Below are 21,486 nucleotides of genomic sequence, written 5' to 3'. Positions count from 1 at the left end.
CGGTCACAGTGATATCATGTCTATTGCTTGTACTGAACCTGTCGGAGCATGCGAATCTGTTCCGGGCAGGCAAAGCTTTTTTTGAATTTTAACGCCATCGACCGCCAGATCCTAAAAGAAAAGGCACTGGCCTGCATTCTTAACATACATTATGAGGATTCCCTGGCAATTTCAGCTGCGACCCTGGCGAATCCTGACTCAGCGAGACCTGGATGCATGAAATATCCAGCCGGAAAGCGAATATATTTTATGCAAGTGGAAAGATATAAACGCCCCCGGTTATCCCGCGGGCTTTTATATCTGGCCTTCTTCTCAGGTTTTATTCGTAATCGTTTTTCCCGTCCTGGAAGGTATAGGGCAGATCTTTCGCCTTCGGGTTGCGGTCCTTCAACTGGGGAGTCGTAAGATCCGTGAGGACACGGCGCGAGAGGGCGTCACATTCGAATTTCGCATCCTGTGTCCTCAACTGGAGCGGAGGAGTCTTTTGCGTCCACGCCGACGGGCCTCTCAGAAATCCGACGATTCCCATCTCCGAGGCGACCTTACAGAAACGAATTGCCGATACCACTACTCCTCCCGAGTTCGGAGAATCCTGCACAGACAGACGAGCTGCTATTTCGTAGCGCGCGCCGGCGAATCCGTAGGCGACTATATCGAAGTTCGCGATCTTATTGTCCGAGCCGAGATGTCTCCCGCCCGGTTTTTGCTGAACCGTAAGCGACGGACCGGCGAAGAGGGTCATCCCGCATATCGATTCGTCGCGTACTATATTCTGCCCTTTGAGTACATTCTCCTTGGAAATATGTTTGTTCACGAGCCGCTCCTGTTTTGCCATGTTAAGGAAGTCGGTATTCGCGGTTCTGCCGGTGCGTATATTTTCCTGCCCCTGTGTGGAGCCGGCTGCCATATTCATCTGGATATGCTGCGTGATCATAAGACCGGAATCAAGCATTGCACCCTGGAGCACTTCTGACATGCGTGATGATCCCCACGCGGAGCGCATATCCGAGCCGACGATTGTCAGTCCGGCATCGATGAAACGCTGTTCGACAACCTGTGTTTCCTTCGTCTCAATGAGGGTGGGGATGCAATTGACAAAATGAACACCGGCTTTGATCGAAATGTCGATCCAGAATCGTGTCGCATCTTCGGATCCTACGGGGAGATAGTTGATGAGCACATCAACTTTTGTGTCTTTTATAAGGGTTATGATTTCATCAGTCGTTTTTGCGCGTTCGTCGCTTGTGCGGAATGATACATCCTGGTGATACTTAAGCATGTGAGGCGCTACACCGTCCATCACGGGTGCGCAGTAAACCATCGTTCCTTCGGCAATGCAGGTGTTGTCGATTTCCCGGACATGATCCATGGCACAATTGGGCGCGGCACGGAGCGCGACGCTAAGCGGCTTGTTCACTTTACGCGGATCGATGTCAAAACCAATCACGAATTCTATATCGTTGACCGTATATCCCCCGATATCCTCATACATCAGACCGACTTTATCTTCGGGGTTCTGGGCATAATATTGAATTCCTTCAACAAGCGATTTTGCGCAGTTGCCTGCGCCGATAATTCCTACTTTAATTCTCGACTTTGCTTCCACGGACAAGCCTCCAGAGCTTCTCAAATAGTTCAATAGTCAGGTAAGCCCTTCCGGCCGCCTGCTTTGGCGCACATTCTATGTCTGATTTTTCCCACAAGAGATGTGACAATATATTTATATGCAATATTCGTGCCATAGTTTGCGGTAAACAGTATCATTGTTCAACAATTTTTTATTTATTTATCTATGCATTTAAGCATAGATAAGGGTAATTTTTTCAATAAAATTGATTTTATTGTGATCATGTGCTGTGAATAAATAACAGTGAGAGAAATAACGGCAGACAAAACAACTTTTTTTTTTTTTTTATAGCGGCGAATAAAATACATGTATCGATTTTACAACAGGGACTGGCTCTGTAAAACCGTTTCACAGGTCTCGACAAATCAAGCCGTTTTCTCGGCCTGCTGCTTAAGCTGCCCATTACACGACAACCATCTTCCATGGAATTTAGCGGCATTGACCAGGGGATTCTGTTCGAGCGTCAGGAGTCCCTTTGTATTTCCATTTGATCCTTCTTTATGGTACCTTGTAATTAATTAAGGATATTAAAGCCTAAATCATCGGCGCTGTTATTTGTTATATTTTTCTGGTGTGATCCGTCCACATCCATCATGTAAATTTCAGCATTGCCGTCACGATCTGAACGGAAGAATATTTTTAATCCATCAGGAGAAAATAACGGGTATCTGTCACTTGCACTATTGTTTGTAAGCCGCGTTTGATCTGACCCGTCCGCATCCATTGTATAGATTTCATTATTTCCGTCACGGTTTGAATAAAAGGCAATCCTTGACCCGTCAGGTGAAAAAACAGGGGCATAGTCATCTCCACTATTATCTGTAAGCCGTGTTTGATCTGACCCGTCAGCATCCATTATATAGATTTCATTATTCCCGTCACGGTTTGAATAAAAGGCAATCCTTGACCCGTCAGGTGAAAAAACACAGTTTCCTTCTACAAAAGTATTATACGTAAGTTGTGTTTCATTTGACCCATCTGCATCCACTATAAAAATTTCAACATCACCATCACGGCTTGACTGAAAGGCGACCTTTGATCCGTCGGGTGAAAAAACGCCGCTTATATCTACAGACGTTGAATTGGAGAGAACTATTTCATCAGTGCCGTCAATAATAAATGTATCAAAATCCGTACCGCTAATGTTTCTCGTAATAAGAATTTTTGAGCCGTCAGGTGAAAAGCCCCGCAAATATTCATCAGCTGCAGTATTGCTAAGGTTAGTCTGGGCTGATCCGTCTATATTCATAATGTATATCTCGCCATTACCATCCCTGTTGGATTCAAAAGCTACTTGTGATCCATCAGGGGAAAAAACGGGAAACTTGTCGTCAGTACTATTATTGGTCAGCCTGGTCTCATTTGTACCGTCAGTATTTATTATGTAAATCTCCGTATTGCCATCACGGTCAGAATAAAAGGCAACAGTATAGACTTCAGGTGAACTGTTAGCCCCGTTGTCACCACACCCTGATACAATAAAAACAAAGACGAAGGCCATTATTATAAGAATTCCCGGCAGCAGATGAACACGTTTCATAATATCCTCCTTACAGGTAGATTAATGAATATCTGGTGAAACCATCGATTTGAACTGTATTATAGTATTATACTGCAGGTTAAAGTCAGACTTGTAAAGTAATAAATTCAATGAGCTGAGGCTCATTTATGTTCACTAAATGCCTGATACACGAAACTGCTATGGCAGAACAGGGCCCTGCCTCAGAGGTCCGGGGCCTGAAAGCCCGCTGCTAGAAGGAAATTTCCTGTACATCAAAGGCACGTTCATTGCCATGATACGCGCCTTTGATATATTCGTCCTAGATATGCAGTCCCACACTGAGAGAAAAATTAACCCCCGAGATGTTGGCGGTAATGCGCTTGTCGTTCTGGTCCCGGGCGAAGTTGTAGTAGGGATACCGGGGAAAAATACCCGAGGCATCAATGTCACCTGTCTCCCGGTTGTCATCGGCCGTATAGAACAAATCCGGCTTAATTGTCGTGGCAATGAGATAACCCAGGGAGAGGTTGATGGAGATGCGCTTTGAGATGAGAAATTCTGCGATGATACCGGGATTGAATACATGAACTACGGAGCCGGCGGCGTTCACCACGATGCGCTGTTCGGCATATTCAGGTGAAACGTAAGTACCGCTGTTGTCTGCATCGAAGCTCACCGGTACTGGAAAGCCGTGGATCTCCTGCTCGATATTGACCATCTTGCCCATGCCGAACCAGTACTCCATGCGGGCGCCCAGGGTGAGCCACCGGTAGACCGGATAGAGACCATCCACATAGAGCTTAATCATGGCAACGTTCACGTGATAGTTGTGCTGAATGCTAAACTCACGACTAGAAATGTAAATGGAAAAAGGGGTAAAGGCGCTGGTTTCAACCCCGGTCTGGGCAGTGGTAGAAGCGTTCATATCATATTTGTCGGTTCTGAATTCTATAATCTTTCCGTAAACAAAGCCGCCGCCCACGCGGAGATAGCGCAGGGGCTTATAACCCACGTTAAGGCTCATCATCGGACCCATGCTGCCGTCGTTGGTGATAATGGGATTCATGCCAAGGGAAATGCTTATGCCGTATTCGCTCTGGAAAGCCGACCAGTAGACCTCGTCGGCGGTCTTGATCATTTCCTCGCGCTGTACCTTCACGGTTTTAGCTACAATCACTTCACCCTTTTCCGTCGAGATGATGCGGGCCGTGATGCTTATGGTCTCACCGGTTTCGGACACCGTTCCCAGAAGCAGAAGTTCGGCCCCGGAAAGTTCTCCGGCTTTGACCGCCTGTTCCTGGTTTACCATGCCGGTCATGGAAAGCTCCATTTCCTTCATGATCTTGCTGATGCTCTTTCGTTCAACGAGCCGGAAGACAGTGCTGCTGCCCATTTCTCCCGTAAGCAGGGCGCCCACCGTGGCACCAATATCGTGCTTTTTCATCATTGGCGTCACATTATCAAAGTCCAGGACGGCAATGCGCTTCTTGATAAGCACCTGTCCGGTCTTCTGTATGTATTCCCTGGACAGGTCTTCCGCCAGGTCATTGATCTCCGACATGGCAAAGACGGACGATGAGACAAAAATCATTACACTCAGTAGAAGTAGACGGGGTCATCAACAGGATAAATACTATGCCTTGTAAATCTCTTAAGTGCAGAACTTCATATAAAGTTTTCTTCAGAGTACCTGCTGCACTTCAAAGTTGACCTTAGGAGTTGATCCCGGCGACCGCCCAGGTCCCGGGCCACGAGATTCACCGGGTTTCATCCTTTTATCCACGGTGATCCCGTTTATGGCCGCCATGAAAATAAAAAATTCAGGGGACCATGGAATTATCAGTTTCCCTCGCAATAACCATTCTCTGTATTTCTGATGTACCCTCATAAATAGTAGTCACCCTTGCATCACGGTAGATCCTTTCAATTTTATAATCCTTTATGTAGCCGTATCCTCCGAAGATCTGAAGCGCACGGTAGGCGCATCTGTTAAGAGCCTCACTGGCAAACAGCTTGGCAATAGATGCCTCCCTTGTAAAGCTGCATTTCTTTTCCTTTGACATGGCTGCGCTCCAGGTAAGAAGACAGGCTGCCTCATAATCTGTGCTGATGTCGGCTATCATATTTTCTATTGACTGGTGGCGGATAATTGGTTTTCCGAACTGCTTTCTTTCACGGGCATAGTGCACACTTTCGTGAAGACAGGCTGCTATCATGCCCGTAGCCTGTGAGGCAATTCCGATTCTTCCGCTATCAAGTGCGTTGAGCGCAATTTTCAGACCCATGCCCGGCTTCCCCAGCATCATATCCTTATCTATTCTGCAATTTTCAAGAAAAACTTCAACTGTATTTGAAGCGTTCAGACCCATTTTCTTCTCAGCTTTTCCAATGATCAGACCCTTGGTCCCTTTGGGAACAAGAAAAGCAGTGAGCCCTCCCTTGCCGGATGAGGTCCTGGCAATAACAATAAAAATTCCGGCATAGGCTCCATTTGTAATAAACTGTTTGCTCCCGTTAAGGATATATGAATTGCCCTTTAATTCCGCTGTAGTCTTGAGTCCGCCGGGGTCAGAGCCTGCATCGGGCTCGGTAAGACAGAATGCCCCTATATGTTCCCCGGACGCAAGGGGAAACAGAAAATTGCGCTTCTGCTCCTCTGTTCCAAAGTTGTATATGGGTTCAGTTGTAAGATTTGTTACGCTGAGGGTTACCGCCACTGATGCGCAGGCCCAGGCAATTTCCTGCAAAGCCAGACTGTAGCTCACCGGGCCTGCATTGGCGCCGCCGTATTCTTCGGGTATCATCATTCCGAAGATGCCCAGTTCCCCCAGTTTTTTAATTATTTCCTCAGGGAATCTTCCGGCCTCGTTATACTCCCTGGCAACAGGTTCAATCTCGCTGCGGGAAAAAGTCCGGATCATGTCACGTATCATTATTTGTTCGTCGGTCAGAGTAAGATTCATTGCAGTATCCTTATGGTGTGTAGAGTGTAACGATCAGCACGGTTTCAGTCTTACCTGGATTTTTCAGAGAGTGCTTGATTCCCGAATTGAAATGAAGGGTTTCATCCTTTTTAAGGTGATGGTTTTTCGCTCCGACCTTTATCTCCACCTGGCCTTTGAGGGTATATACAAATTCCTCCCCTTCGTGCTGATAATGTATTTTGGGGTGTTCCGATTCCGGAGGGATAGTTACCCGAAAGGACCGAAGGTGATGGTCCTTTGCCTCCGGGGTAAGCACCTTATACTGATATGCCTCTTCCCGTCTTTTAAATCCCTGGATTCTTTCATTTTTATTGTCTTTAGATTTTAATATATCATCGGGGCTTACAGTCAATGCTCTGGATATTTTCAGGATATCTCCTACGGGAGCAAAATCATTTCCCTCTTCTATCTTTTCAAGATGTTTAACGGAAAGACCTGTCATCTCAGAAAGTTTTTCTATTGATATCTTTTTTTTATTTCTGAGTTTCACAAGTCTTTCGCCAATGGGATTTACAGCTGATAATTCAGGTTTTTTTTTCATATTCACCCTGTTTTTTAATAATAGTATTATTTACTTATTCCCCATTCTTACACCTGCATCAAGCCGTATAACTTCTCCGTTCAGCATTTTATTTTCAATAATATGAAGAACAAGTTTTGCAAATTCTTCAGATTTTCCGAACCTCTTTGGGAATGGAATCATTTTTACAAGAGAATCCTTAACATTTTCCGGCATCTGACCAGTCATTGCCGTTTCAAAAATACCCGGTGCAATTGTATTATTCCTTATTCCGGAATCTGCAAGATCCCTTGCGATGGGCAGGGTCATGGCAACAATTCCCCCCTTCGACGCAGCATAGGCGCACTGTCCAATCTGACCGTCAAAAGCGGCAATAGATGCGGTATTTATAATCACCCCTCTCTCGCCATCTTCTCCCGGAGTGTTTTTAAGCATTCTGTCTGCAGCCAGTCTGATAACATTTACCGTCCCAACCAGATTTATATCAATAGTCTTTTTAAATGATTCAAGATTTAACGGGCCTTTGCTCCCGGCAATTTTTCCTGCACTGATAATACCTGCGCAGTTAACAACACTGTTCAGATTACCGAATTTCTCAATAGTTTTATCAATAGCCTTAATAACATCATTTTCATCGGCAATATTGCATTTAATGAAAATGCTGTTTTTACCAAGCTCCTCTGCAAGGGATTTCCCGCTTTCCTCGGCAAGGTCGAGGATTGCAGCTCTGCCGCCGGTTGCAATAATTTCCCTTACAACAGCAGCACCCAGTCCTGCAGCCCCGCCTGTAACAATTGCAGTCACATTAATTAATTCCATACAGTATCTCCATATAAGATTTTTCTCTGATATTCAGAAATTTTCGTTGCCGGAAATCGGCCCGGGGGACACAAGACATCTTATCCGAACCTGTTCCTCACGACCAATATGTCAAATTATTAGCAGAATATTCCGGGCAGGCAAGGCTTTTTTTAAATTTTAAATTTTAAATTTTTCTGTTATGGCCTCCCCGGTCGCTTCGATACGATCGCCTGATTGCCGGGTAAAAGCAATGCCGTCGTATCTAAGCAGCGATCACTCAGCAACCGGGGCCTTACTCCTTTCGCGGTATTTCACCCCAGGACCGAGACCTCGGTTGCCGAGTGTTTCACGCAGTGAAACGTATCGAGGCGCCCGAGGCTGGCGAGACTTTAGATATACAGGAAATTCCGTCACCAAAAACCGGTTCATGGGATACAACGCAGGTTATCGGAACCTGTTCCTGATGACCAATATGTCAAATTATTAGCAGAATATTCCGGGCAGGCAAGGCTTTTTTAAAATTTTATTCTACAACGGCCTCTTTCATTCACTCACATTAAAATTGTTTTCCGGCTACACCGCTATCTCCGACATATCTCCCGTGGCAACGAGGTTCACTTCACTTCCGCAGAGTCCGCGGGCTACCACGTCGCCGGGTTTCATCCGTTTATCAACGCTGATCACGTTTATGGCCGTCATGAAATGAAATATTTCCCGCAGGGGCACTTCCCGGTCGGTCTTCACGCTCAGGCGGGGAAAATCGTGGAAAGATGTCTGCACCGTTGAGGTAATGCTTCTCATGGGGCACACCAGTTCCTGCTGCGCATAGTCCTTTCCCTTTTTGCACCGGTTCCCCTGCACCGTGAATTCTTCACCGGACCGTTCTATCTCAATGGCGCATCCCAGTGGGCACGATATGCAGGTTATAACAGCTGCTGTATGTTCCATGTTATTGTTCCTCCCTCAGTTCAACGGTAATTTCACGGGCATCTTTGGGAATATCCTCCATCTTCAGCACAACCCGTTCCATTTCCGGCGGCTTCACGATGCGGTACTTCTTTGTCACGAGTTCAACATCTCCGGCCATAATGCGCAGCCGTGCATCGGTGAAGGTCTTGCTGCTGCGGAAATACAGGATCGCATCATGGGTACTGCTCGTGTCGATAAACTGGGGAACCGTGTACATGACGTGTCCCCGGTGTCCCACGGGCACCAGCTTCCGCTCAAGCAGGCCATCCCGTGCATAGGCCGCTGCACGCCGCCCCGCTATTTCACCGCTCTCGGAAACATAGTCCACGAGGTCGTTCACATGCAGGGCATTGCCGCAGGAGAAAATCCCATCGCGCATGGTCATCATGGTGTGGTCCACCACGGGTCCCTTTGTTTTTCCATCCATAGCCACATCAAGGGGATCAAGAATGTCGTTCTCGGGAATGAGACCCACGGAGAGAATGAGGGAGTCACAGTCTATATAGCGCTCCGTTCCGGCGATTGGCCGGAACTTTTCATCTACGGCCGCTACAGTCACGCCTTCGACGCGTTTCTCGCCGTGGACCTGCGTAACCGTTGTACCCAGGTGAAGGGGAATATTGAAATCCTCCAGACACTGGACAATATTTCTCGTCAAGCCCGAGGGCTCTTTCTGCAGCTCATACACGCCCTCCACCACGGCCCCCTCCAGCGTGAGGCGCCGCGCCATGATAAGACCGATGTCCCCCGAGCCCAGGATCACGCACTTTTTCACCGGCATGAGTCCCTGGATGTTTATAAAGTACTGGGCCAGTCCAGCAGTCAACACCCCGGCGGGCCTGCTGCCGTGTATAAAAATCTGCCGCGAGGTCCTCTCCCGGCATCCCATGGCCATGATCACCGCCGTTGCCCTGGAATAGAAAACACCTTCCTTCTTATTTACCAGCGCAAGATGATACGCACCATCCCGGCGGGATATTTCCGTGAGAAATGAATTGAGAAAAACGGGGATATTCCGCTCCCGGGCCATTTCCACATACCGCGAGGCATACTCGGGCCCCGTGAGCTTTTCCTTAAACCGGACAAGACCGAACCCGTCATGTATGCACTGTTTCAGGATGCCTCCCGGCCGTTCCTCTCTTTCAATAACGCAGACCCTGGCACCGGCATCATGGGCCGATATGGCCGAGGCCAGTCCAGCCGGCCCGCCGCCGATTACTATGACATCCCATTCTTGTTCCGTTCTCATGCCTGACCTCCGCCGATGATCGTCTTCACCGTTCGTCCCCGGTACTCCCGCTCCTCCTTGGTATGGCCGAAGAAGAAGGGTGAACCCGGGCCCTTTTTGGTGATACCGGTTATATCTACATCCAGTTCTTCGGCCATGATCTCCAGCACGCGCGGCGTGCAGAACCCGCCGTGGCATCGTCCCGCGCTCACCCTGACCCTTCTCTTCAGCCCGTCCATGGTGGCTACGGGAATGGGAGATCGCATGGCATCGCGGATCTCCCCCTCGGAAATCTCCTCGCAGCGGCAGACGATCCTGCCGTAGGCCGGGTTCCGCCTGATGAAGAGATCGCGCTCATCCAGGGGCATGTTTTTCAGAACCGGTATCCCTTTACGTATGGGATTATAATTTTTCTTTTCATTGACGGTCATTTTTTTTCCCAGGATTCCCAGGGATATTTTTACGATATCTTCTGCTATGGCCGGCGCCGAGGCAAGCCCCGGCGACTGGATTCCCGCAGCATGGACCAGATTGTCCACATGCTCCGAGGCCTCGACGATGAAATCCTCCTCGTAGGTGCAGGCCCGTATCCCGGCGAAATAGGTTATTATCTGGGACCGGTCAAGCTTTCGGTTTAGTTCTATATGATGCATCAATTCGTTAATATCACCGGGGTCCGTGGCATAATTTTCACGATAGGAAACCTCCCGGGCCGTGGGACCGACAAGTATGTTTCCCTCGGGCGTCATGACCAGGCCGCCTCCCTTGGTCTTTGAATCAGACTTCAGCAGATTCGGCATGGCCGTTATATGGCTCTGGTACCGGCCGGTTTTGAGATCCATGATGGCGTCGGTTCCCTTTCTTCCGTGCAGGGAAAAAAAACGATCATCGGCATAACCGGCTATTGTATCAGCCCAGATCCCGGCAGCGTTAATAACAACACGGGCCGTACAGCTGCCGCGGTTTGTTCGTATCCTTTCAATACTGCCTTCCTTCATGTCAAAACCCGTCACCACGGTGCTTAAGATCACCTCGGCCCCGTTCTGCACGGCGTTTTCGGCATAGGCTATCACCATCTTGTAGGGCGAGAGAACTCCCGCCGAGGGAAGGAAAAAGGCGCCGTACTGTTTATCCACGAGCCAGGGTTCCATTTTAGCCACCTTCTTGCGGCTCAGGTAGCAGTATCCGTCAACGTTATTTTTCTTCGCCCGCGCCTTCATTATCGGAACTGCCAGTCTCATAAGAGGACTGCTGAAGAGAATCATGGAACCGGGCCGGTGAAATTCCACGCCCAGTTCCTTTGTCACCCGGGAATAAAGCCTGTTTCCCCGGACATTATAGATGGTTTTCTTCGTTTTCGCCCTTGCCGCGAAACCGTCATGTATCATACCGTCATTGCGACCCGAGGCGTGTTTGGCCATATCCTCCTCTTTTTCAAAAAGGGCGATTGATATGTCATACCGGGAAAGCTCACGGGCTATGGCAGCACCGGTAATTCCTCCCCCGATGATAACCGCGTCAAAATGCCGGCCTTCCAAAAAGGAATCCCGGAGAGCGGGTACCGACATGGAATCCGCCGGGGCGCCGGGAACCTCGATATCGTTTACCACGGCCTTGTAGCCCCTGCCGGCAGCTGCATAACCGGCGTTAATCTTTTCATCCCATGTTTTAACCGTTCCCGTAAGCACTATGGAGGAACGCCATTCCACGGCCTCAATGCTTTTGAACCCCTTCCGGTCCAGGGCTTTTCTCACGGCTTGATATTTCTTTCCCATAACATCCTCTGATAATCATTCTGGTTTGAGGTTAACTATTTTTTATTTTGCGCCAGTCCGTCCCTTTCAGATCAAGTCCCATCTGCCCGCCGGGATTCATAATGTTCTTCGGATCGAAATGTCCCTTCAGTGTCCTGAGAACATCCATCTGTTCTTTCCCGAGATGCCTTTCCATCCAGGGCCCTATCATCCGTCCCACACCATGATGATGTGACAGGGAACCGCCACTGCGTTCAACAGCGTCGATAATTCCGTCCTGAAACTCAACATAGTCTTTGATATCGTTGTCCTTTATGAAATATATAAAGTAGAGATTCGTTCCCTGGGGATAAAAATGTGAACAGTGTGTCATGCATATGGTACCCGGACGGCTCTTGACGAACTTCCTCACTTCCTGATGGACTTTGTGCAGATTGTCCCATTTCACTCCCGTTTCCAGCGTGTCTGATAGAATCCCATAATCCATGAGATCTTCCCTGATGTAGGGGTCCCTGTAGCGTCCCGGCTCCCACTGCCTGGTGGCGAAACCGGTGAGATACATGCCGCCGTGTTTTTTACATATAGTTTTTACCTGTTTCTTGATGTTGGCCGTAAAATGCTTCTCCCCGTCGGCGGAGCCCAGGAAGAGACAGCGCTCCATGGGCCTGAACCCTCTCAGGGTCATGAGCCTGTCTAAAATTGTCCCATCGATGCCGTAATGTTTCAGGCCCATATGGGTTTCTTCTTCATCGGATATTCTGAAAACGGCAGGCATACCGAACTCACTCTGAGATATCTCCCGGCTCGCATCAACAGCGTCTTTCCATGATGGGAAGATAAATCCGAAATATCGTCGGTTCTCCGGCATATATCGGTATAGCTTCCATGTCACTTCCGTGACAACACCGAAGGTTCCCTCGCTCCCCTTTAATATATCCGTAACCTTTGGTCCCGTTGCCGTTCCCGGGTAATCCAGCGTTCGGATTGTTCCGGAGGGCGTCACGACTTCCATGCTCAGCACCAGGTCATAGGCGTCGCCGTAATATGACGATTGCTGGCCGGAACCCAGTGTAACGATCCATCCACCCACGGATGAATATTCAAATGACTGGGGGAAATGGCCGCAGGTATATTTTCTTTTCGCCCCGAACTTTTCCGGTGCCTTATTCAACGCTTCTTCAAAGGCCGGTCCCATCATTCCGGCCTGAACGCGGACGGTCTGGTTGGTCTCATTCAATTCAATAATCTTATTCATGTGCGTTGACATTACAAGAGTCACGCCGCCCTTGGCGGGATAAAGACCGAAATTAACCGATGAACCTCCGCCGAATACATACACAGGTATCTTCTGCCGGTTGCAATATGTAACAACTTCCTGAATATCCTCACTGCTTCGGGGGTGGATCACAATATCCGACACCCTGTTTACCTTGCCACGGCGCAGATACATGGCTTCCTCAATTGTCTTGCCAGTTGAAAACTTCAGCCTGTCATATTCACTGGAAGAAATATTTTCAGCGCCGACTATCTTCGCAAGGCTGCCCACCTGGGTCTTTGACAGTTTTACAGCAGCCTTATAGTGTACCGGCTCATTCCCGGTCGTTTTCTTTTCCCTGAAATCGTCATCAGTCATGTTGCAAATCTCTTTAAGCGCCTGTAAAAATTTCCCATTGGGATGCTTGAAACCAAGAGGATCACCCCATTTAAAAATAGATCGGTATGAGCCCTGTACCGGGGCCTCCTCATTCCAGTCCGGTTGAAATCCCATTTTTTTAGCCATATCTTCCTCCATTTAAATTATTCTTGTGTTGTTGATGGGGCCCCTACTCAAGAGTACTGGGCTTTCCAGCATGCGCCTTTAACTATATATGAGCGCCAAGTCCGGATGTTATTCCGGAATCCGCAACTGGTCCAGAACTTCTTTTATCTCTTTTTTCTTCCGCTTCTCATCCCACTTCAGCTCGCGGGCCGCTGTGTCAGCAATTTTTTTGAGGACCGCGTCACCGGGATGGCCCAGAGTACCCAGACCGGTTCTCCTGAAGAGAATATCCTTCAGGGTCAGGGCCATCTCGTTCCTGATGGCATATATCACCTGGGCCAGCATTTCCCCGTCTCTGTTCAGGGGCGCAGACCATTCCTTTTTTTCACCGGCAATGGCCATGACCGCGTCCAGTTCCCTGCCGTAAATCCGGCTGAGATAGTCCATGTGAGAATCGCGGAAACTGTTATATTTCTTCTTGCATTCCAGGACGAACATCTCCATGTCGGGAATCTCGCTTCCCGCGAGATATTCCTTGGCAGTGATTTCCTCACCGATTTTTTTCCCGATTTTTTCCTTCACCATTTTCATGACACTGCCGGCCAGGTTCCGGCTCGTGGTGTATTTCCCGCCTTCCACTGTTACAAGACCATCGAGGCCGTCCTCTTTGTTGTCGTAAATCTCGTACTTGCGGGAAGACTCATAGACGTCCTCGGTCTGGTCTTCCACGAGGGGCCGAAGGCCGCCGTAAGTGTAGAGAATATCATCATATTTTATCAGAGACCCGTTTCCAAAAGACTCATTTACTTCCGATATAAGGGACTCTATACTCTTTCGCGTAACGCAGTATTCATCGGGGCTTCCAACATACTCCGTGTCCGTTGTTCCGATAAGAGAGTGGTTTCTCCAGGGAATGAGAAAAAAATGTTTCCCTGCCGCCGTGGTGGAGCCCACGATATGATCGTTGATGAGCTTTTTCGTTATAATGTGAATGCCTTCGGAGCGCCGCAGTTTTTCATCGGCCTTTTTCCCTCCGGCCAGGTTAAGGAGGATATCGGCCCAGGGACCGCCGCAGTTAATTACCAGCTTGCCCCTGATATCATGTTCTTTGTTTTTTATCAGGTCCTTCACCCTGACACCCGTTATTCGCCGGTGCTTGCCGTCCCCACCGTTAGTGATAAAATCCATGGCTTTTGTATAGTTGGATACCTGTGCGCCGTATTTCACCGCCGATTTAATGAACGCCAGGGTCAGCCGTTCCGGGACAATGCTGACACAGTCATAGTACATGGCTGCCCCGGTAAGCCCCTCCTTTTTAACATTTGGTTCCATTTTCAGGACCCTGTCCCGGGAGACCATGCGGTGCATGGGCAGCTTTTTGCTTTTATCCCATGTCCACCCCTTGTCGAAGGAAAGTATATCATAAAGAATCATGCCGATTTCAATGAACCATTTATTGTTTGAGAGACGGGTATCGCTCGATGTGAACATGACGGGCATGGGATAGACAAAATTAGGGGCGATATTCTCCATGATACGCCGCTCCCGCAGCGACTCCCGGACCAGGCCGAACTCGAACGTTGCAAGATACCGGAGCCCGCCGTGGATCATCTTTGATGTGGCCGACGAGGTGGCGGAACCGAAATCCCCTTTTTCCACCAGTGCCACGGACAAACCCCTGCTTGCGGCATCGTACGCCACAGCCGCACCCGTGATGCCGCCTCCCACGATAACAAGATCAAACTCCTTTCCCGCATACTCTTCAATAAAACGTTTCATCAGGGAACCTCCTACGGTCATGATAGACCATTTATCTCCCGGTATTTTTTATAGATGCGTTCCTCCGTATAGAGCAGCACATCGGCCATTATATTTTTTGCCCTTGTATCATCGCGATTTTCAAGGGCTTCCAATATCTCGTGGTGGAATTTCAGCGACCGGCGGCTATTATCCCTATCATCGAAATAGAGATATCCGTAATCACGGTACACCTGGTTGAAAAAGTTCAGTATGAATACATAGAGAAGGTTACCGCTGGCCTTCCCGATGATATGATGCACGCGCAGGTCTCCCTCGAGAACGGTCTCTTCTATTTCAGAAGAAATGACGGACCTGAGCTCCGACAGATGCTCTTCGGTTCTGTACAGGGCCGCCCGGCCTGCCATTTCGGCTCCCATTATTCTCCGCACATCGAGCAGGTTTGCCAGAATGCCGACATTGATGCGGTCTCCCATATAGATGAGCGTTTTCAGCAGTTCCAGGTTGCCGCTTTCCAGGTAATTGCGCACATAGATACCGTCTCCGTGATGAATATCGATAAGTCCCAGCATCTCCAGTTTTTTCAGGGCTTCACGTACCGTTGAACGGTTTACATCAAGACTTATGGCAAGTTCACGTTCAGCGGGAAGTTTATCGCCGGCTGCCAGTTCACCCGAAATTATCTTTTTTTCTATCTGAAGAACAATTTCTTCGTGCAGCCTGCTCTTATTGACGGGAATAAGCGTTTTCAGCTTCTGTGTCATGGGTTTTTCTGGCTCCAATATTGGTCCGATGGTCCATTGGTCCGACCAATTACAATGTACATATAAAACATCATAGCGTCAAGTATATTAATGCGGAAAAAGGCATCAGGTAAAACATATTAAAAAGAAGTCGAGGCTGCCGGGGCCGATGAAAAAACGCTGCAGGGTATAGAGTCACTGATTTCCTATTTCTCTTTAAAAACAAAGTCCAACCGGACGGAAATTAATATTGACATTAAAGTGGTTCACTCTAATATGGAATACTATTCATCATTTAAATAATTTCATATTATCTTGAAATAAAGAAACTCTTATTTAACATGTCAAAAGTTATAAATATTATATAATGGAGTACAATATGTGCAGAATGTTGAAATTACTATGTTTTTTCTTCGCTATCGCTATATCTCTGTCTGCCTGCGATGGAGTAGAAGGAGCCTCCGATTCGGATTTACTTGTCGCTTCGTTTCTGCCGGAAAATAACTCAGCGGATATAAGCACCACAACGGATATTACTATTCTTTTTAATCGCCCTGTTTTACAGGATGGTTGGATGATATTGATAAATGACACACCGGTTATGTCCGGCAGCTTTGATGTATCAGGAAAAATACTTACCATTACACCTTCACAACCCTTCAACCGGGACGAGCATATTGAGATTGAACTGATCAATTTCGTAAGCGCCGAGGATGTAAATATTATTCTCGGAGAAGACAACAGGTTTTTTTCATTTAACACAACCCCCGAGCCGAGCTTCTCAATAAGCCCCATGAATGGTACAACAGAAATCGAGGTAGACAGTAATATTATACTTACATTTGACGAGCCGGCAGACCCGGACGCATCATGGAGTGTCGTTATTAATGGTACTGATGAATATACCACAGGACAGTGGAATACTTCCTGTACTCAACTGACAATTGAACCAGCGGTTGATTTCAGAAGAAATACAGAAGTAACCGTTCTGGCACGCGGGTTCCAGGTCAGTCTTGATAATTACTCATTCAGTGATGCAAATTCTTCATTTTCAACGGTAAGCGAGCTTCCCATCATATCTGCAACTCCGGCGAACGGTGCTGCAGATATTGCCCTGGATACAAACATCGTGCTTGCTTTTGACGAACCGGTTGACACGGGTTCTTCCTGGACTGTCACTGTCAATGGGACCGATGAATACACGTCAGGCAGTTGGAATGACGATAATACCCGGTTAACAATTGACCCTGCCACCAGTTTTTCAAAGGACCAGCGGGTGACGGTTACCACAAATGGATTTACCGCAAGTCTTGACGGATGTGATTTTTCACCAATAACAATATCTTTTGGAACAATTGGGAAAAAAATACTATACCGTGCCAGTCATGACTCCGCTTCACCTTGCGAATTATACGTTGCCTCGTTATATGGAACCGGCCAGGTTAAGGTTAATGGCCCTCTACTTCAAGGCAGAACCATCATTACTTTTAGCTGGTCACCTGATGGTTCCCGTATTTTTTACCTTGCTGAAAAATCATTTAATAATTTTTATTATCTTTATTCAGTGCTTCCGGATGGAACGGGATTGACGCAGGTTAATAATAACCTCGTTGCTGGAGGGAGTGTTCAATATTATAAAGTTACCGGTGATGGTTCAAGAGTTATTTATTGTGCTGACCAGGAAACCGACGGAATATTGGAATTATATTCAGTCGTTTCTGATGGCAGAGATTGTATAAAACTTAATGGAACTCTTAATAGAGGTGTATCTGTTCATAGTTATGACTTGTCTCCTGATAATTCTCTTGTAGCATATATAGCCTCTGAAGCAGCCATAAACATTCATGATCAACTGTTTGTCGTTTCACCGGATGGTACAGGTAAAGTAATATTCAATCAGGCTCCAGATGGGTATGTTCGTTCCTTCGCCTGGTCACCCGATGGTTCAAGAATCCTTTATACGGTCAAATTTTATAATGATGATAGAGTTAGATTATATTCAATCAGGCCGGATGGAACCGATAAAATTTTATTAAGTACTTTAATTTATGATGATTCAGTTTTATCATTCTCCTGGGCCAATAATAGTAATTGTGTTGCCTTCACGACAAAAGATCATGATTTGGATTTCTACAGGCTGTACACTGTACAGGCAGACGGTAAGGAAGAAACCCTGGTCAGCGGCGCATACAATGTATTTAATTATTCGCTGTCTCCGGACAGTACAAAAATATGCTTTGTCGGCAATTCTGATCTCTTTATAGTACCTATTGGCGGAACTGACATTGTAAAGCTGACCATGTATTCATGTCACTTATGGCTCTATGCCTGGTCTCCAGATGGCGCAAGAATCGTCTATCAGGCTGATCAGCAGACTTACGACCAGTGGGAGCTTTATTCCATTCTTTCTGACGGCACAGATTTGCTCAAATTAAATAAAACAATTATTGCTGGTGGAGATATCCAATCATATAATAACTTAAGCGCTTTCCTTTTTACTCCTGACGGTTCGAGGATCATTTATCGGGGAGATCTGATTAGGGATGAGAAATATGAACTCTTTTCCGTGGCACCGGATGGCACTGACAATATTCAATTGACCAATTCGTTTACCGGGATTGTATGGGCTCCATTTTATATCACCGCAGACAGTCAAAGAATAATATATCTCGCTAATCATGAAACAGGTAAAGGAACACAGCTCTATTCTATTAGACCTGATGGAACAGATCCAATAAAAATAAGCAATGACACGGGTGGTGCAAGTATCTACTCAGTAGGTAACTTTGTCGTTCAGCCGGGAGAATAATAAATACTTAGATTAAAAAATTCAAAATATAATCACAGTATGAACAATGGCTGAGGTGTCTGGTTTCGTTGGAAATATAGGAAATTCCTTCGATAAAAAACGGTTGAAGGGACAGTGAAATATAAGTTGCAAGGTACAAGAAAAAAGGGACAAGTTAAACTATGCTGGCAATTTAGACTTTCACCTTGCATCTTGAACCTTGCTACTCTGATATTACATTGACAAAATATTCCGGGAAGGCAAGGCTTTTTTAAAATTTTCGCTGAAGGATTATCCGGGACAAGTTTTTTGAAAGTGACTCTTCATTTTCCGCGCTGCCATGCTTGACTGCCACTAAAGAGAGTATCAGGCAGAGTACGTGAACAATGAGTTTTATCGGGCGTTTTTTTGTATACATGGTAAACTTCCCCCATCATTTAATTAAAGTCATCTTATACCCATTATTACGGTCACAGCAATACTTTTAAATATATAATCAACTGCTGCACCATCAGCCAGCGCATAAGGCAATGGTCCTTCGTCTATCTTGATGTCTACGTACAACTCGGTTACAGCGGCTACTTTAAACAGGATGCATAGGACCCCTTTGACGCTGCCTCTACATCAAAAATTAATTAGAATGCGAACTAGAGGTATTCTGGAATTATAGTGGGTAATTTTGCTGCTGGTGTTGCCTTTTAGCATCTGTACAGTTCCCTGAAACAGCTGCCAGAGACTGATAAAAAAAGAGACCGGTTTAAAACCAGTCTCTTTTTTTATTTTTGTATGTTTATCTGTATTAAGGATTAACAATGCATGTGTAGGATCGGACACCACTGATAGTGGCTGGATTAATGTCCATATATTCAACATAAATATCATCAGTTGTATTCCAAAGGTCTACATTAGTCCATGACGTAGATACTAAACCGATATAACGGTATAATCCATTATTTGTAATATGGCTGGTAAAATTATAACCATCGGCATAATCAGATCCTGTCCAGTTTATTCCCATAAAATCTATTTCTATGCTGGTGTTATTCTTAACCCAGAGAGCATAATAACCGCTTGGTGTATTAAGTGTATAGGTACCAGATGTTCCGGCTCCCGGGGTGTGATAGACATTACTGTCGAAAGCTGTTCCGATATCACTAGCGCTCTCCTTTTGTATCGTTACACTGCTGGGTTTTGATGTATAGGTGTAAGAGCACGTGTCGCCTACGTCCATGGTACCGCAGGAGCTGGGGCCAACATATACATTGCTCAGCATGGCACCAGTGTTGTTCACAAAAGTGATTGTATAAGGGGTAGGATCGGGGTCCAGATCGTCATCGTCATCGTCACCGCCGCCGCCACCGGCATCACATCCTGCCAGAATGAGAGTTAAAGCAAATAAAAGAGAAAAGATTAGCCTGTAATTAAAAAGTAACTTCATGATTATAACTCCTCCTATAGAGTAATAGATGTAAGCTTTTGACTGAATTAGAGCAAAACTCTAAAAGTGTCAAGCATATTGTATTAATATTAATAAAAGATATAATATTTAATGCATATATAAAAAAGATTATCTCTGTATTTAGAGTATCATGGTCATGTAAGGCTTTTTTAGTTCTGTTGCAGGATAAAAAACCTTAAAGAGCTTGAAATATAGGAAATTCCTTCGATAAAAAACGGTTGAGGGGACACAACAGATCTTACTTGTGCTGAATCTGTCGAAGCATCGGAACCCGTTCCTGATGACCAATAGGTCAAAAGATTAGCAGAAAGTTCCCGGCAGGCGAGGTTTTTTAAATTATTTTGACTTGACTCTTACTTTTATACGAGATATCTTTGCTTAAAAGTCAATATTCTAGGCTCAAAAATACTTTTTACCAAGTGAGCAGTGTTATGATTTCAGTACATCAAAAATACATCATCGATGATAACGGCAAAAAAACCAACGTAATCCTTACCAAAAAAGACTATGACCGCCTCATGGATTACATTGAAGACCTTGAAGATATCGCTGCTTATGATAAAGCAAAACAGCAACATGACACACCCGCCTCATGGAAAGATATAAAACGGTAAGCTGCTATGTATGAAATTCTTTTCTCTCCTGCCGCCACGAGAGATTATAAAAAAATACCTCAAAAAGATATTCCCCGTCTCAACAAAGCCATTGACACCCTGGCTCAAAACCCAAGGCCCGTGGGATATAAAAAATTAAGAGGGGTCCCGGTCTATACGGAGGTTTCTCACCATGTTCTGATCAGATGTACACATATACTATACGAAGGTGAAGGCCTGTTAATTGAATGAAAAACCATATTTTATCGGGTCGTGGATATGTGGCAGCTTAGATTGTCATTCCTATTAAAAATCCTTACCGCAGAAAGCGAGCCCATGGACGGGCGAGCGCATTGGCTGTGGTCGAGGATGGCACACGATGTGCCTCCGCAGACCACACTGAGCGAGTTACTTGCAATCATAGTGCCAGCCCCTCGCGGCGCCTGAGCGAGCGCCCTTTTTTGTGGCGCGACAAAAAAGGGGCACCACCATCCGCCCCGTGGTAACGGGGCAATTGGTTCCAATGCCGTGGATTACGGCAAAAACTGCCCCGCAGAGCCCACCCTCAATCCCCGTTCCGCAGGAGCCACTGGGAGACCAGTTCCTCTGCTTCCTTCTCCTGTATTTTCTCCCTCTGCGAGTCCCTGCCGAAAAGCACGGCATGTTTCAGCCAGTGGTGGGCCACCTCATGGAAAAAAGTGGTAATGAATTTATTGTATTTACTCCTGAACAGCTCATAATTGAGCACGATAATGCTTTTCCCCGTCACCAGTTCTGCCGGGATATAATAACCGTCAAGTGTATCATTAATGACAATGACGATACAGTCCTGATAGATGGTTTCCGCCACCTTCGTGGGCAGTTTTTTCAGCAGAAATTCCACGGCAGCCTTCACATCGCCGTTATCTCCGAAGAAAAAAAGGTCATTCATTGCCGAAATGTTTTTCTGTTGTGTGTATGATGACATTACGCATTTCCCTTATCTGCTCTGACCCCTATTAC

16 protein-coding genes and 1 pseudogene are annotated in these 21,486 nt (G+C 46.5%); 3 read left to right on the top strand and 14 right to left on the bottom strand.

Annotated elements, in window-relative coordinates; genetic code table 11:
* Nucleotides 1–385 precede the first annotated feature (385 nt).
* The 12 genes and pseudogenes from CVV44_10000 to CVV44_09945 all read right to left on the bottom strand — a co-directional run bounded on the left by CVV44_10000 (nucleotide 386) and on the right by CVV44_09945 (nucleotide 15,665).
* Nucleotides 386–1,606, bottom strand: a pseudogene (locus CVV44_10000) (Myo-inositol-1-phosphate synthase).
* 535 nt (nucleotides 1,607–2,141) lie between these two features.
* Complete coding sequence (locus CVV44_09995; protein ID PKL39186.1) at nucleotides 2,142–3,167, bottom strand: hypothetical protein; 1,026 nt, start codon at nucleotides 3,165–3,167, stop codon at nucleotides 2,142–2,144.
* A gap of 280 nt (nucleotides 3,168–3,447) precedes the next feature.
* Nucleotides 3,448–4,719 (bottom strand): hypothetical protein, encoded by a 1,272-nt coding sequence (locus tag CVV44_09990; GenBank protein PKL39185.1) that lies wholly within the window; start codon nucleotides 4,717–4,719, stop codon nucleotides 3,448–3,450.
* A 229-nt stretch (nucleotides 4,720–4,948) separates the two neighbouring features.
* Entirely contained in the window at nucleotides 4,949–6,091 is a 1,143-nt protein-coding gene (locus CVV44_09985) for an acyl-CoA dehydrogenase (GenBank protein ID PKL39184.1), read from the bottom strand.
* Between the two features lie 10 nt (nucleotides 6,092–6,101).
* On the bottom strand, nucleotides 6,102–6,653 hold the full coding sequence (locus tag CVV44_09980; protein PKL39183.1) for an XRE family transcriptional regulator: 552 nt from the start codon (nucleotides 6,651–6,653) through the stop codon (nucleotides 6,102–6,104).
* 30 nt (nucleotides 6,654–6,683) lie between these two features.
* Entirely contained in the window at nucleotides 6,684–7,451 is a 768-nt protein-coding gene (locus CVV44_09975; GenBank protein ID PKL39182.1) for a 3-hydroxyacyl-CoA dehydrogenase, read from the bottom strand.
* A gap of 555 nt (nucleotides 7,452–8,006) precedes the next feature.
* Nucleotides 8,007–8,381 (bottom strand): NAD(FAD)-dependent dehydrogenase, encoded by a 375-nt coding sequence (locus tag CVV44_09970; protein PKL39181.1) that lies wholly within the window; start codon nucleotides 8,379–8,381, stop codon nucleotides 8,007–8,009.
* Nucleotide 8,382: 1 nt separating this feature from the next.
* Nucleotides 8,383–9,651 carry a pyridine nucleotide-disulfide oxidoreductase gene (locus tag CVV44_09965; GenBank protein ID PKL39180.1) on the bottom strand — a complete coding sequence of 423 codons (1,269 nt, stop codon included), beginning with the start codon at nucleotides 9,649–9,651 and terminating at the stop codon, nucleotides 8,383–8,385.
* Nucleotides 9,648–11,405 carry an FAD/NAD(P)-binding oxidoreductase gene (locus CVV44_09960; protein PKL39179.1) on the bottom strand — a complete coding sequence of 586 codons (1,758 nt, stop codon included), beginning with the start codon at nucleotides 11,403–11,405 and terminating at the stop codon, nucleotides 9,648–9,650. The genes CVV44_09965 and CVV44_09960 overlap by 4 nt, the downstream gene beginning before the upstream one ends.
* Nucleotides 11,406–11,436: 31 nt before the next feature.
* Nucleotides 11,437–13,164 carry an FAD-binding oxidoreductase gene (locus CVV44_09955; protein PKL39259.1) on the bottom strand — a complete coding sequence of 576 codons (1,728 nt, stop codon included), beginning with the start codon at nucleotides 13,162–13,164 and terminating at the stop codon, nucleotides 11,437–11,439.
* Between the two features lie 108 nt (nucleotides 13,165–13,272).
* Entirely contained in the window at nucleotides 13,273–14,943 is a 1,671-nt protein-coding gene (locus tag CVV44_09950) for a glycerol-3-phosphate dehydrogenase (GenBank protein PKL39178.1), read from the bottom strand.
* Nucleotides 14,940–15,665, bottom strand: a complete 726-nt coding sequence (locus CVV44_09945; protein ID PKL39177.1) for a hypothetical protein — start codon at nucleotides 15,663–15,665, stop codon at nucleotides 14,940–14,942. The genes CVV44_09950 and CVV44_09945 overlap by 4 nt, the downstream gene beginning before the upstream one ends.
* A gap of 346 nt (nucleotides 15,666–16,011) precedes the next feature.
* On the opposite strand from CVV44_09945, the gene CVV44_09940 reads away from it, so the two are divergent.
* Entirely contained in the window at nucleotides 16,012–18,453 is a 2,442-nt protein-coding gene (locus tag CVV44_09940; GenBank protein PKL39176.1) for a hypothetical protein, read from the top strand.
* 778 nt (nucleotides 18,454–19,231) lie between these two features.
* Here CVV44_09940 and CVV44_09935 read toward each other — a convergent pair.
* Complete coding sequence (locus tag CVV44_09935) at nucleotides 19,232–19,870, bottom strand: hypothetical protein (GenBank protein ID PKL39175.1); 639 nt, start codon at nucleotides 19,868–19,870, stop codon at nucleotides 19,232–19,234.
* A gap of 452 nt (nucleotides 19,871–20,322) precedes the next feature.
* Between CVV44_09935 and CVV44_09930 the strand changes: the two genes are divergently transcribed.
* On the top strand, nucleotides 20,323–20,505 hold the full coding sequence (locus tag CVV44_09930; GenBank protein PKL39174.1) for a hypothetical protein: 183 nt from the start codon (nucleotides 20,323–20,325) through the stop codon (nucleotides 20,503–20,505).
* Nucleotides 20,506–20,511: 6 nt separating this feature from the next.
* Nucleotides 20,512–20,736: a hypothetical protein gene (locus CVV44_09925; protein PKL39173.1), complete on the top strand. Its 225-nt coding sequence runs from the start codon at nucleotides 20,512–20,514 to the stop codon at nucleotides 20,734–20,736.
* Between the two features lie 313 nt (nucleotides 20,737–21,049).
* On the opposite strand, the gene CVV44_09920 is transcribed toward CVV44_09925, so the two are convergent.
* Nucleotides 21,050–21,451, bottom strand: a complete 402-nt coding sequence (locus tag CVV44_09920; protein PKL39172.1) for a hypothetical protein — start codon at nucleotides 21,449–21,451, stop codon at nucleotides 21,050–21,052.
* Between the last annotated feature and the right edge of the window lie 35 nt (nucleotides 21,452–21,486).

The sequence above is a fragment of the Spirochaetae bacterium HGW-Spirochaetae-1 genome (assembly GCA_002839375.1).
GTDB lineage: Bacteria > Spirochaetota > UBA4802 > UBA4802 > UBA5550 > PGXY01.
The sequence above is the reverse complement of the archived record's forward strand: the minus strand, read 5'-3'. Positions and strand labels throughout refer to the sequence as shown.

Excerpts from the sequence above, each read along its gene's own strand:
- CVV44_09995 (PKL39186.1), bottom strand. The coding sequence starts at position 3,167 with ATGAAACGTGTTCATCTGCTGCCGGGAATTCTTATAATAATGGCCTTC.
- CVV44_09920 (PKL39172.1), bottom strand. The coding sequence starts at position 21,451 with ATGTCATCATACACACAACAGAAAAACATTTCGGCAATGAATGACCTT.
- CVV44_09985 (PKL39184.1), bottom strand. The coding sequence starts at position 6,091 with ATGAATCTTACTCTGACCGACGAACAAATAATGATACGTGACATGATC.
- CVV44_09950 (PKL39178.1), bottom strand. The coding sequence starts at position 14,943 with ATGACCGTAGGAGGTTCCCTGATGAAACGTTTTATTGAAGAGTATGCG.
- CVV44_09930 (PKL39174.1), top strand. The coding sequence starts at position 20,323 with ATGATTTCAGTACATCAAAAATACATCATCGATGATAACGGCAAAAAA.
- CVV44_09955 (PKL39259.1), bottom strand. The coding sequence starts at position 13,164 with ATGGCTAAAAAAATGGGATTTCAACCGGACTGGAATGAGGAGGCCCCG.
- CVV44_09975 (PKL39182.1), bottom strand. The coding sequence starts at position 7,451 with ATGGAATTAATTAATGTGACTGCAATTGTTACAGGCGGGGCTGCAGGA.
- CVV44_09960 (PKL39179.1), bottom strand. The coding sequence starts at position 11,405 with ATGGGAAAGAAATATCAAGCCGTGAGAAAAGCCCTGGACCGGAAGGGG.
- CVV44_09925 (PKL39173.1), top strand. The coding sequence starts at position 20,512 with ATGTATGAAATTCTTTTCTCTCCTGCCGCCACGAGAGATTATAAAAAA.
- CVV44_09970 (PKL39181.1), bottom strand. The coding sequence starts at position 8,381 with ATGGAACATACAGCAGCTGTTATAACCTGCATATCGTGCCCACTGGGA.
- CVV44_09990 (PKL39185.1), bottom strand. The coding sequence starts at position 4,719 with ATGATTTTTGTCTCATCGTCCGTCTTTGCCATGTCGGAGATCAATGAC.
- CVV44_09945 (PKL39177.1), bottom strand. The coding sequence starts at position 15,665 with ATGACACAGAAGCTGAAAACGCTTATTCCCGTCAATAAGAGCAGGCTG.
- CVV44_09965 (PKL39180.1), bottom strand. The coding sequence starts at position 9,651 with ATGAGAACGGAACAAGAATGGGATGTCATAGTAATCGGCGGCGGGCCG.
- CVV44_09980 (PKL39183.1), bottom strand. The coding sequence starts at position 6,653 with ATGAAAAAAAAACCTGAATTATCAGCTGTAAATCCCATTGGCGAAAGA.
- CVV44_09940 (PKL39176.1), top strand. The coding sequence starts at position 16,012 with ATGGAGTACAATATGTGCAGAATGTTGAAATTACTATGTTTTTTCTTC.
- CVV44_09935 (PKL39175.1), bottom strand. The coding sequence starts at position 19,870 with ATGAAGTTACTTTTTAATTACAGGCTAATCTTTTCTCTTTTATTTGCT.